Annotated in this window: 5 protein-coding genes; all 5 read left to right on the top strand. The window is 66.9% G+C overall.

From position 1 onward, the window contains the following. Positions 1 to 186 precede the first annotated feature (186 nt). From ANTHELSMS3_RS16965 to ANTHELSMS3_RS16945, 5 genes are read left to right on the top strand one after another with little or no spacing between them, the layout of a single operon-like run. Positions 187 to 3,600, top strand: a complete 3,414-nt coding sequence (locus ANTHELSMS3_RS16965; protein WP_198319830.1) for a non-ribosomal peptide synthetase — start codon at positions 187 to 189, stop codon at positions 3,598 to 3,600. Beyond that, positions 3,587 to 8,110, top strand: coding sequence for a type I polyketide synthase (locus tag ANTHELSMS3_RS16960; protein ID WP_094035909.1), 4,524 nt, complete (start codon positions 3,587 to 3,589; stop codon positions 8,108 to 8,110). The genes ANTHELSMS3_RS16965 and ANTHELSMS3_RS16960 overlap by 14 nt, the downstream gene beginning before the upstream one ends. Continuing rightward, positions 8,107 to 11,403, top strand: coding sequence for a non-ribosomal peptide synthetase (locus tag ANTHELSMS3_RS16955; RefSeq protein ID WP_094035908.1), 3,297 nt, complete (start codon positions 8,107 to 8,109; stop codon positions 11,401 to 11,403). The genes ANTHELSMS3_RS16960 and ANTHELSMS3_RS16955 overlap by 4 nt, the downstream gene beginning before the upstream one ends. Before the next feature lie 4 nt (positions 11,404 to 11,407). Then, positions 11,408 to 12,199: a serine aminopeptidase domain-containing protein gene (locus tag ANTHELSMS3_RS16950; RefSeq protein ID WP_094035907.1), complete on the top strand. Its 792-nt coding sequence runs from the start codon at positions 11,408 to 11,410 to the stop codon at positions 12,197 to 12,199. Then, positions 12,196 to 13,128 (top strand): alpha/beta fold hydrolase, encoded by a 933-nt coding sequence (locus tag ANTHELSMS3_RS16945; RefSeq protein WP_157733547.1) that lies wholly within the window; start codon positions 12,196 to 12,198, stop codon positions 13,126 to 13,128. The genes ANTHELSMS3_RS16950 and ANTHELSMS3_RS16945 overlap by 4 nt, the downstream gene beginning before the upstream one ends. Positions 13,129 to 13,161 lie beyond the last annotated feature (33 nt).

Raw genomic sequence — 13,161 nt, 5'->3', positions numbered from 1 at the left:
GCCCGCCATTTCCTCGAACTTGTCGCGATGTTTTCCACAATGTCGCCAACTTGGTTACCAAACGGCCATCCCGGGCGCTTCCGGTCCTTTCGACGCCAAATTATCTTGTACAGGTATGGCTTGTGTAGGAAAGTACCAAAATCTGACAATGCATTTTTTGATTATTGTATGTTCGTGAGGAGTTCTATGCCCGCGCGGGATAAAATCGAGATCGGCGCCGAGCTCCTTGATGAACTCAGTGCCGCACGCATCAGTTTGACGCTGGATGGCGATCAGCTTCGGGTACGCGCCCCGGCAGGCAGTCTAACCGAGTCCCTCCGCGACAGTATACGCGACAATCGCGACGCGTTGATCGCCGCCCTGAATAACGGCGCCGGGGACCGGGCGGTCGCGCGGCCCGCAGTGCGGCGCGGCACCGCCCGCTGTCAGCTGTCCTTCGCACAACGGCGCCTGTGGTTCCTGGAACGGGTGAACGCAGGAACCAGCGCCTATGTCATCGGCGGCGCGATGAGGATCCGGGGTGCGCTGGATGTCGACCTTTTGTTCGAAGCTTGTCGTGGATTGGTGCTGAGGCACGAGGCTCTACGCACGCGTTTCGGCGAGTCCGGCGGAGAGCCCTTTGCCGAGATCCTCGACGACCTGCCGCCCTCGCTCGAGATCGTCGACATGCCCGACATTCCCGAGGCAGAGCGGATCGCGCATGCGAGGGACCTGTTCTCGCGCCGGATGGCAGAGCCGTTCGATCTGGATACCGGTCCGCTTTTTTCTGTGAGCGTGTATCGATACGCGCCCGATGACCTCGTGTTGCTGACCCGTGTCCATCACATCGTATCAGATGGCTGGTCGCTGGCCGTGTTCTCGCGCGAGCTTCTGGAACTCTATACTGCGTTTCGGGAGGGCAGAGCCGACACGCTTCCGCCGGTAGAGGCCCATGCTGCGGATCACGGCCTGTGGGAAAGCGATCGGGCGGCGACCGGGCGCTGGAAACGCGATTTCGCCTACTGGACCGAAGAGCTTGCCGGCGCTCCGGCGCTGACAGAGCTGCCGATCGACCGCCCGCATCCCGCCCGGCCTTCCTACAGGGGCGCGCGCTACTCGGCCTGGCTGGAGCCGCAGACCTGCCAGGCGCTGCGCGGCCTTGCCAAGCGCACCGGGGCGACGCAGTTCATGGTCCTCCTCGCCGCCTTGCAGATCCTGTTGCATCGTCACTCCGGACAGGAGGACGTGTTGATCGGCTCGCCCGTCGCCAACCGGATGGACCGCCGCTTCGGAAACACAATCGGATGCCTGATCAACAATGTCGTGCTGCGTGGAGAGCTTGGCGGCGATCCGACCTTCTCGGACTTCGTGCAGCAGGTCCGGTCCAAGGTTCTTTCGGCGCACGATCACAGCGAACCGCCCTTCGACATGGTGGTGGAGGAACTCAGGCCCGAACGCTCGACCCGCCACGCGCCGGTGTTCCAGGTCCTGTTCACCCTGATGACCTTTCCAGAGCTGAACGCCAACCTGCCGGGCACGACCAGCACCGACATCCCTGTCGAGACGGGCGCCACGCGGTTTGACCTTTCGGTCGAGGCGGTCGAGCGCAAGGGTCTTCTGAAGCTGTCCTACGAATATGCGCGGGACCTGTTCGACCGCGCGACCATCCTTCGACTGCACCAGCGGTACAAGACCCTGCTGGAGGTGATCATCGCGGATCCCGGACGCAGGATATCGGAATACGACATCGTGTCCGCGGAAGACCGCGCGCAACTGGCCGAACTGACGCGCGCCCGGCCCGCCCGCTACGACGACGACGCAGCGACGCACGCCCTGATTGACCGGGTGGCAGAGCAGTATGCCGACCGTCCGGCCGTGGTCGCTGGGCAGGACATGCTGGATTACCGGACGCTGGTCCGGCGCGCCAATGGCCTCGCGGCGCACCTGGTCTCGGGCGGCGTGGCGCCCGGCGATCTCGTGGCGGTGGCGCTGGAGCCGGATTGCGATCTGATCGTCGCTCTGCTGGCGACATGGAAGGCCGGCGCGGCATACGTCCCGCTCGACCCGATGCACCCGGCCGACCGGCTGGCGATGATCCTCGAAGACGCGGCCCCCGCGGCACTTGTCACGACATCCAAGATTGCCCGCGACCTGCCGGAGGCCGATGTCCGTACCGTACTGATTGACCAGACGGAGATCGAGCCGCTGGAGACCAGCCCCCCGTGCCCGGTCGGGGCGGAGGAACTGGCTTATGTGATCTACACATCCGGATCGACCGGCCGCCCAAAGGGGGTCGAAGTCAGACACCGCAATCTCGTTTCGTTCCTCGCGGCGATGCGCGTAGAGCCGGGGCTGTGCGCCGACGACCGGGTGCTGTCGGTGACGACGCCCTCCTTCGACATCGCCGGGCTGGAATACTGGTTGCCGCTGACCACTGGTGCGGCGACGGTGATTGCCGACCGGGCGCAGCGTATCGACGGCACCGCGCTGGCGGAACTGCTGGACTCGCAACGGATCACGATGATGCAGGCCACACCGGCGACGTGGCGGCTGCTGCTGGATTCGGGATGGACGGGGATGCTGAGGCTCACGGCCCTGTGCGGTGGCGAGGCGATGCCACAGGCCCTGGCCGAAGCGCTGGTTCCCAAGGTGGCGGCGCTGTGGAACATGTACGGCCCGACGGAGACGACGATCTGGTCAACGCTCCAGCGGATCGCAACCGCCGAGGACGCCGCCAGCATCGGTCGCCCTATCCAGAACACGCGGGTCGCGGTGGTGGATACGCAGGGCCGCCCGGTGCCGCCGGGCATCGTCGGCGAACTCTGCATCGCCGGGGACGGCGTGGCGCGCGGCTACCGCAACCGCCCGGACTTGACCGCCGACCGCTTCGCGCGCGTGGATTTCCCGGAAACCGGAGCGGTACAGGCCTACCGGACCGGCGATCTGGTACGCCAGCGTGCCGATGGCGCCCTGGTCTTTGTCGGGCGCAACGACTTCCAGGTGAAGGTCCGCGGCTTTCGGGTCGAATTGGGCGAAGTCGAGGCACGACTGTCCGCCGTGCCCGGCGTGGCGAATTGCGTGGTGATCGCGCACGCCCCCGAGGGCGGTCAGGCCGCGCTTTACGCCTACATAGTTGCGACCGCGCCCGACGCATTCGACCCGGACAGGGCACGCAGCGCGTTGCGCGCGGACCTGCCGGAATACATGGTGCCCAGCGGGTTCATCGCGCTCGACGCGCTGCCGCTGACACCCAATCTCAAGGTCGACCGCAAGGCCCTGCCCAAGCCGGAAACCGCCGCCGTTGCCGAGATCCGCGTCGCGGAGACCTTTGTGATGTCCGAGACGGAGCGGCAGATCGCGGCGCTGTGGTGCGAAGTGCTGGGCCTGCCCGGCGTCGGCCTGAACCAGAGCTTTTTCGATGCCGGCGGGCACTCGATGCTGCTGGTCAAGCTGCACGAGAAACTGAAGACGGCGTTCGGGGACAAGATCCCCTTGATCGAGTTGTTCCGGCGAACCACCGTGGCGTCGCAGGCCGAGGGCTATGACAGCGACGGAGACGGGGCAGACAAGGCTGCCGTGACGCGGGCACGGCAGAGAGCGGAACAGTATGGCAATGTTTGAACAGTCCAGCAGCGACACCGAAGGCTTTCCGCCGCACGCGATCGCCATCATCGGCATGGCGGGTCGGTTTCCCGACGCGCCCGATCTCGACGTGTTCTGGGCCAATATCCGCGACGGTGTCGAATCGCTGCGCGACTACTCGGACGAGGAAATGGCCGCCGCCGGCGTACCTCCGGAGTTGCGCAGGAACCCGAATTTCGTGCCGCGGGGCACGACGCTGGACGGCTCGGACCAGTTCGACGCGGAATTCTTCCAGATGTCGCCCGGCGAGGCGAAGATCATAGACCCGCAGCAGCGGCTGTTCCTGGAATGCGCCTGGGAGGCGATGGAGCACGCGGGCTACGCCCCCGGCCGGATCGAGGTGCCGGTCGGTCTCTATGCCGGGGTGAGCATGAACACCTACCTGCTGGCGCATGTACTCGGTAACCGCGCGCTGGCCGAATCCGCGGGCGGCTATCAGCTGATGCTGGGCAACGACAAGGATTTCCTCTGCACGCGGGTGTCGTACAAGCTGGACCTCAAGGGGCCCAGCGTGACGGTGCAGACCGCCTGCTCGACCTCTCTGGTGGCGGTGGAGATGGCCTGCCGGGCGCTGATCCGCGGCGAATGCGACGTGGCGATGGCCGGCGGCGCGTCGATCAACTTCCCCGAACGGACCGGCTACCTGTACCAAGAGGGCATGATCTTCTCGCCCGACGGACACTGCCGGCCCTTCGACGCGGCGGCCAAAGGCACCCGCGCCGGGGCAGGGATTGGGCTGGTGGTGCTGAAACGGCTGAGTGCGGCGCTGCGCGAGGGCGATACCATTCACGCGGTGATCCGCGGCGCGGCGATCAACAACGACGGCGGCGCCAAGGCGGGCTATACTGCGCCCAGCATCGACGGCCAGTCCGAGGTCATCGCCATGGCGCAGACCCTCGCCGGGGTGGAACCGCGCAGCATCGGTTACATGGAGGCGCATGGCACCGGCACGCCGCTGGGCGACCCAATCGAGATCGCGGCGCTGACGCGGGCCTTTCGCGACCGGACCGACGACACCGGCTTCTGCCGACTGGGCGCGCTGAAGGCCAATATCGGGCACCTGGACGCGGCTGCGGGCGTGGCCGGGCTGATCAAGTCGGTGCTCTGCCTGAAGAACGCGTGGTATCCGCCGCTGGTGAATTTTCGCGAACCCAATCCGCAGCTGTCGCTGGAGAGCAGCCCTTTCGTCGCCTCCGCCGAGGGTGGGGCATGGCAGTCTGAAGGCCCCCGACGCGCCGCAGTCAGTTCGTTCGGTATCGGCGGCACCAACGCGCATGTCATCCTAGAGGAGGCGCCCGTACCTGCTCCGCAGCCGACCTCCACCGGACCACAGACGCTGGTCCTGTCGGCGCGCAGCGAGGCGGCGCTGGCGCTGGCGGCGGCACGGCTGGGCGACGCGCTGGATGCGCCGGACGCCCCGGCGCTGCCCGACGTGGCGCACACCCTGCTGAATGGGCGCAGCGCGTTCCGCCATCGCCGCTTCGTGGTGGCGGAAGACGGGGCCGACGCGGCGGCAAAGCTGCGCAGGTCGGCCCGAGGCACGGCGCAGGAGGGTGGCGCACGGCGCGTGGCCTTTATGTTCAGCGGGCAGGGCAGCCAGCATCACGGTATGGGAGGCGGCCTCTACGACCAGAACCCGGCCTACAGGTCGGCCTTCGACAACTGCGCCGAGATCCTGGCCGAACCGCTGGGACTCGACCTGCGGCAGGCGGTGTTGCACGACCCGTCTGCGCGGTTGTCGGAAACCTGGCTGACGCAGCCCGCGCTGTTCGCCACGGAATACTCGTTGGCGTGCATGTGGGCGGACCGGGGCATCCGGCCGACCGCGATGATCGGGCACAGCTTGGGCGAATATGTGGCCGCACATCTGTCTGGGGTTCTGACGTTGGAAGACGCGCTTGCCCTCGTGGCGTTGCGCGGGCGCGTGATGCAGGAGATGCCGCCGGGCAGCATGGCCTCAATTCCGATGGCGGTGGCCGAACTCAACAGCCGCCTCGCCGGGCGTGCCGAGATCGCGGCCGAGAACGCCCCGGACCTTAGCGTCGTCTCGGGCGAAACCGAGGCTGTCGCGGACCTGGTGGCCGAACTGGAGGCCGAGGGACTCTCGGCGCGGATGCTGCATACCTCGCACGCGTTCCATTCGCGGATGATGGAGCCGGCGCTCGATCGTTTCGCCGAGGCGGTGGCCGGGATCGACCTGAAGGAACCCGCGATCCCCTATGTCTCCAATGTCACTGGGACGTGGATCACGCCACAAGAAGCGGTCTCTCCCGACTATTACGCCCGGCATTTGCGTCGCTCGGTCCGGTTCGGGCCCGGCGTGCAACTTCTGGGCAGCGACCCCGCGTTGTTCCTGCTGGAGGTCGGGCCTGGGACCGTGCTGTCCTCGCTTGCGCAGGTGGCATTGCCCGCCTCGCGGAACCGAATCGCGTCCTCGCTGGGGCATCCTGGTGAGCAGAAGAGCGACGAGGTCGCGATTCTGGAGGCTGGCGGACGGATGTGGGCTGCAGGCGTGACGATCGACCGGGCGGGGATGACGGCACAGGACGGGGGGCAACCGCGGCGCGTGCCGTTGCCCGCATATCCATTCGACCGAGAGCGCCATTGGGTCGACCCGGTAGCCACGGAGGGGGCCGGCGGCCAAGCACAGGGCGTGGCGGCGGGCCGGGCGCAGGACCCGTTCATCAGCGTGCCCGGATGGAGCACCGCCGCGACCGTGCCGGAACGCCAGGTCGCGGGCCGCTGGCTTGCTTTCGTCGACAGCCCCGAGATGTCCGGCGCGTTGAGCCGACGCATGATGCAGGCCGGCGCTGACGAGGTCGTGATGATCCTGCCCGGCGCTTCCCCGGAGGTCGGGTCGCCGTCCCGCGTCCGCCCCGGCAATGCGCAGGACATATTGGACGTGATCAGCGCGGGCGATGTACCGGTCGCGGGAGTGGTCATGGCATGGGGACTGGACCGCAGGACGGTCAGCGGGCGGGGGTGTTTTGATACGATGGCGGCCCTGGGCCAGGTGGCCCAGAGCGCTTCGCTGGACGCGCCGGTGCCGGTGATCTGTCTTACGACCGGCGCCTGTTCCGTACTGGGTGAACCTGTCGCAAACCCCGATGGCGTGCTGGTGCAGGGACCGATGCTGGCGCTCGCCAGTGAGGAACCGCGCCTGTTCTTCCGCCATGTGGATCTGGCACCGGAAGACGTGGCGACCGACCCCGAGGCTCTGGCCGACACCATAATGGAAGAGCTGCGCCAAGACGATCCCGACCCCTTCTGCGCGCGCCGCCACGGGCGGCGGTTCCATCGCCGCTACGACCCGGTCGCCGCACCAAAGCGCGCGGGATCGCCGCTAAGGGAGGGCGGCGTCTGCCTGATCACGGGCGGTTTGGGCGGTGTCGGTCTGACCGTCGCCCGCGCGCTGGCCGAGGCCGGGCCCGCGCGTCTCGTGCTGGTTGGGCGGACCCCCGTGCCGTCGCGGGACGACTGGGACGAAGCGATCGCATCGGGACATGTGACGGCGGAGGCGCTCAACGAGATCGCCGCGATCGAGGCGATGGGCTCCGAGGTGATGGTGGCGGCCTGCGACGTCGCCGACGCCGCAGGCGTGGTGCGGCTGGCGGACGAGGTTCGCGCGCGCTGGGGCGGCATCGACGCCATCATCCATGCTGCGGGCCTGCCCGGTAGCGGTGCCATGACGGTACGACAAACGCAACGGGACATGTCCGCCACGCTGGCCGCCAAGGTGGACGGCACCCGCATGCTGGCGCGGGCATTTGGGGACGCACCGCTGGATTTCGTGGTGCTGATGAGTTCGATCAATTCCATAATCTCTGCCGCAGGCGCGGTCGACTACGCCGCGGCGAATGCCTTCCTCGACGCCTGGGCCGAAAGCGCGGAGCGGCCGTCCGCCTGGCGCCAGGTGACGGTGATGAACTGGGACGCCTGGGCCGAGGTCGGCATGGCGGCCCGGCGGCTCAAGGAGCGACCCGATCCGGGGCTGACGCCCCTCGACCGGAAAGCCGCCGCCGGTCTGCTGCTCGATTTCGCCTGCGCTCCGATCGGGCGGGTGGTGGTCACGACCTACGACCTGCCGGCGGCGATGCTCTGGGCTCGGCGCGAAGGCGTGATGCCGGGCGTCGATCCAGCCGCGCAAAACATGCCCGGCGCACCGGCCGAGGCCGCCGAAGAGGCTGGCCTCGTTCAGCGCGACAATTTCCGGACAGAGGCCGAATACGTTGTGGCCTCGATCTGGGCCGGCCTGCTGCAGGTGCCGCTGGACGGGCCGGACGACGATTTCTTTGAACTTGGGGGGCACTCGCTCATGGCAACACGGTTTCTTGCGCAACTGGAATCCGCGACCTCGGTAAAACTGATGCTGCGGGACGTCTTCGACGGCCGGACCATCGGCAATATCGCCTCGCTGGTGGACGCTGCCAACGAAACCGGCGGTGGCCCGGACGGCGGCGACGAGGAGTTTGAGGAGTTCGTGTTGTGACCCCGGCGGAACTGCTCAGGGAAGTCCGCTCGCGCGGTGGACAGATCACGACGCAGGGCGAAGACCTGCGCGTGACCGGCCGGGTCGGTAGCCTGCCTGAGGACCTGCGCAACGAGATCCGCCTGCGCAAGTCCGGGATCATCGAGCTTTTGCAGCGCGAGGACGGCGCCGCGCCGACTCTCTTGCCAAAAGACGGGAAGTTGCCGGTGTCGCATTTCCAGGAACGGCTCTGGATCATCCAGAAGCTGGACCCGAAGGCGACGGAGTACAACCTCGTGACGGTCTGGCCCTTCGGCACAAGGCTGGAGCCGGACGCGTTGGAAGCCGCCGTGAAACACGTCGTCACGCGGCATGGCGTGCTGCGGACCTCCTTCCGCGAGACTCCGACCGGGCCGGTGGCCATCATGTTGGAACCCGACCTCGTGCCGGTCGAGTCCCTGGACCTGGAGGACCTGAACGACGCCGCGCGGAAAGCCGCAGTGGACGAGGCGATCAGGCGCGAAACAGCGCGCCCCTTTGATCTGGAAAACGGCGCGCCGGCGCGTTTCACCGTGTTGGGGTTCGGGGCGGACGGGGCGGCGCTGATGGTCGCCGCGCATCACATCGCCATCGACCACTGGTCGCTGTCGTTGCTGCGCGAGGAGATTCTGGCGGCGGCGGCGGAGGGGACGGATTACGTCGCCCGCGCGCCGCAGTTGGAATATCCCGACTATGCGGGCTGGCAGCGGCAGCAGATGGACCCGGCGCGGCTGGCGCCGCATCTGGACTGGTGGGAGGAGACGCTGCGCGGGCATCCCGATCTCTGCGCGTTCAACGCCGATCTCATTCCCAAACTTGGATGGGACGGCACCAGCGAGTCCTTTGAGTGGGATGCCGAGTTCTCGGAGAAACTGAACGCATTCTGCCAGTCCCAGCATGTCACGCTCTACATGGCGCTTCTGGCAGCGTCGGCGCTGGCGCTGCATCGGGAGACCGGGCTCGAGGACATCGTCCTCGGCAGTCCGGTCGCGCTGCGCGAGAAGCCGGAATTTGAGCGGATGATCGGGCCCTTCGTCAATACGCAGGTTCTGCGGATGGGACTGACGCCTCGAACGCCTTTTGTCGACCTGCTGGCAACCGCCCGGCAGAGCCTGCTGGACAGCCATCCCCACAGCCATGTGCCCTTCGAGATGGTCGTGGAACGCGCAATGCCGGCGCGGCGGCTGAACCGGTCGCCCCTGTTCCAGTTCGCCGTGGTGCTGCAAAGCGCGGCCGGAGCGCCGAGCGAGCCGATCTACGGCGGTGGTGCCATCCATGACATGACCTGGTTCGTCCGCCAGTCCGAGGGCCGGATCATGGGCGCGATCGAGTATCGGACAGACATCTATTTGCCCGAGACGGTGAAGCGGCTGCTGGCCCGGCTGGAGGCGATCCTGCGCCACGCGGTCGATCACCCGGAAACGCCGGTCGCCGATTTCCCGCTGCTGTCGGACCAGGAACGCGACACGCTGCTATCCGAGTTCGTGCCGGCACCGGTAGAAATCGAGCCCGCGCCCTGGCCAAAACAGGTCGCGCGGCAAGCGCAGGCAACACCCGAGGCGGTCGCGATCCGCACCGGCGATCATGAGCTGAGCTATGCCGGTCTGAACACCCGCGCCAACCGGTTGGCGCATCATCTGGCGTCGCGGGAGATCGGGCAGGGCGCGGTGGTCGGGCTGTGCCTCGACCGGTCGGCCGATCTGATCACGGCGATGCTGGCGGTGCACAAGGCAGGGGCGGCCTATGTGCCGCTCGATCCGGGATTTCCGCCGGATCGCCTCGCCTACATCCTGCGCGATAGCGGTGCCAGCGCCGTCCTGACCGGCGGCGACGCCGCGCGGTCCCTGGACATGCCAGATGGGGTGGCGGAAGTCGACGTCGCGCAGGCGCTGTCCCATGCCGCACCGCTGCCCGAGAGCGATCCCGAGGTGGCAATCGCACCATCGGACAGGTCCCATCTGATCTACACGTCCGGCTCTACCGGTCGGCCGAAGGGCGTGGATGTCACCCACGGTGCGCTGTCCAACCTGCTGGAGGCGCTGCGCCGCGAACCGGGTATGTCGGCCAGCGACGTGGTTGCCGCGACGACGACCGTGTCCTTCGATATCGCGGCGGTGGAGCTGCAACTGCCGCTGACAGTAGGCGCCCGGATCGAGATGCTGGACCGCGAGGTCGCGACCAACGGCGAGGCTCTGGCCGATGCGCTGCGCGACAGCGACGTGACCGTCCTGCAGGCCACCCCCTCCGCCTGGCGCCTGCTGCTCGAAGCCGACTGGGCGGGCAGCCAGGACCTGCTGGCGATCTCCGGCGGAGAGGCGCTGACCCGCGACCTCGCGGATGCGCTGCTGGAACGGGTGGGGCGCTTGTGGAACGGTTACGGTCCCAGCGAGACCACGATTTATTCCACCGGCTGCTGGATCGACGCCGATGGCCAGGCGGTCAGCATCGGCCGCCCGGTGGCCAACACGCGTGTCTACCTGCTGGACGAGGCGGGCGCACTGGTTCCCATCGGGATGCAGGGCGAGATTTGGATCGGCGGCGCGGGCGTGGCCACAGGATATGTCGGCCTGCCGGAGCAGACGCAGGACCGCTTTCTACCCGACCCGTTCGACCCGAAACCGGGCGCGAGGTGTTACCGAACCGGCGATATCGGGCGCTGGTCGGCGGATGGGCGGCTGTTTCACCTGGGGCGCGGCGACCACCAGGTCAAGATCCGCGGCGTGCGGATCGAACTGGGCGAGGTCGAGGCGGCGCTTCTGGGCATAGAACAGATCCGGCAGGCAGCCGTCGTCGTCGAGGAGGCCGGGCCCGACGACCTGCGGTTGGTCGCCTATGTGGTCTACGAGCCGGGCAGCAACATGACGGTCAGCCAGGTCCGGCGGAGCCTGCGCGCGACCCTGCCGCGCCTCATGGTGCCCTCGGTGATCATGGACCTGCCCACGCTGCCGCGTACGCCCAACGGCAAGCTCGACCGTAAGGCACTGCCGAAACCGTTCGAACGGGGCCGGCAGCGCGAAGCTGTGACAACACCGCCGCGTCCCGGTATCGAGACAACGCTTGCCGCGATCTGGCGTGAGGTGCTGAAGGTCGACAATATCGGGGCAGAAAGCAATTTCTTCGAACTGGGAGGGCATTCGCTGCTGACGCTGCGGGTGGCGAAACAGGTTGAGACGCAGATGGGTGTACCCCTTGATCCCCGCGTATTTTTCTTCAACAATCTTCGGCAGATCGCCGCAGTCCTGTCACAACAGGTGGGACCGAAAAACGTGAAGTGAGCCCATGACGCCGTTCCTTTTTGGCACGCCCGAACGACGCCTCTTCGGGGTATATCATCCGGCGTTCACCTCACGGGCGACCGTTCGGGCGGCCGTGCTGTGTTATCCTTGGGGGCACGAGTACATCTACGCCCACCGTTCGATGGTGAAGCTGGCCTCGGTGCTGGCCGAGAACGGATACCACGTCCTGCGCTTCGACTATTTCGGCACCGGCGACTCGGCGGGGGATGCCGTCGAGGTGTCGTTGGACGGTTGCCGCGAGGACATCCTCACTGCGGCCGAAGAGTTGATGGATATGAGCGGCGGGGAAAGCGTGTCGCTGATCGGTCTGCGGTTGGGGGCGTCGCTCGCCGCCGAGGTCGCGGTCGAGGACCGGGGCCTGATTGACCGGCTGGTGTTGTGGGACCCGGTGGTCTGCGGGCCGGAGTATGTCGCGGCGCTCTACCACAGCGCCGCGAATATGCCGATCGGCAAGGCACCACCGCCCAAGCGGCCTGTGGAATTGGGGGGTGGGCATGAAATCTGCGGCTTTCCACTGACAGATTCGCAGCGCGACCAGATCAGCCGGGTCGAACTGGTTCCGCTTATCCCGCGGCTGCCGCGCCGGACGGTGACGATGGTCACCCGGCCTATCCCCTCGCATGAGCAGTTCCGCGCGGCCCTGGGAGATGGTCATGCTGCCGACAAGAGCTTTATCAGCGTTCCGGATCATCCCGCCTGGCACGAGAACTGGCCGCTCGACGCGGGCACCATGCCGGTCGACGTGATCAACCGGATCAAGGAGTGGATGACATGAACCCGGATGCGGACAGCCCGGCCGGCAATCAGACGACGGAACAGGTTGTGCTGTTCGGTGCGCAGGCGTCGCTATGCGGGCTGCTGGTGCGGCCGGTGACGACTCCGGTCCGTCCGCCGATCATCCTGCTCAATACCGGCATCATCCACCGGGTCGGCCATCACCGCATGAACGTGACCATTGCGCGACTCTACGCGTCGAAGGGACACCCGGTCGTGCGCTTCGATTTCGGCGGCATCGGCGACAGTCCGGTGCAGAGCGAGACACTGGCGCCACTGGACGCCAACCTCGCCAGCATCACCGATGTCTGCGACTGGCTCGAGACCAACCTTGGCCAGTCCGGCTTTATCCTGATGGGCCTGTGTTCCGGTGCCGATCACTCGATCATCCACGCGTCGCGTGATCGGCGGATCGCGGGCGTCGTGCTGGTCGATCCCTCGATCCCGCGCACTTTCCTGTTCTTCGTCAAGAACGTTGCCCGCGTTCTGTCGCGGCGCACAGTCTGGGTCAACCTGGCCACCGGTCGCGGGAACACATGGGCGCGGATCCGTCGACTTATGGGGCGGTCTGCCGACGGCAGCGGCCAGCAAAAACGCAAGGAGCCGTTCGCCCGCCCCGACATGGAAAATCCCGAGGTGATCGCGTTTCTGGAAAAGACGTACCAGGACGCCGTGAACAACGGCGCGCGCATTCTCGCGATCTTCACCGGTGGTCATGACTTCCAGCACAATTACCGAAGACAGCTTGTGGACGCACTGCCACGCGTTGAATTCCGCGATCGGCTCGATCTGCATTTCTACGCGGATTGCGACCACACCTTCACCTACGAACGGCATCGGAAACGCCTGCTGGTAGAACTCGACCGCTGGATGGACAAGCTGTTGTTGGAGCAGGAAAAAGTGAAAAGGGCGCGGCGCGAGCTTGGCTGACAGGTCGTCGCGACCCGACGGACCCGTAACATC

Origin of the sequence: Antarctobacter heliothermus, from assembly GCF_002237555.1 — a bacterium.
GTDB lineage: Bacteria > Pseudomonadota > Alphaproteobacteria > Rhodobacterales > Rhodobacteraceae > Antarctobacter > Antarctobacter heliothermus_B.
The sequence above is the reverse complement of the archived record's forward strand: the minus strand, read 5'-3'. Positions and strand labels throughout refer to the sequence as shown.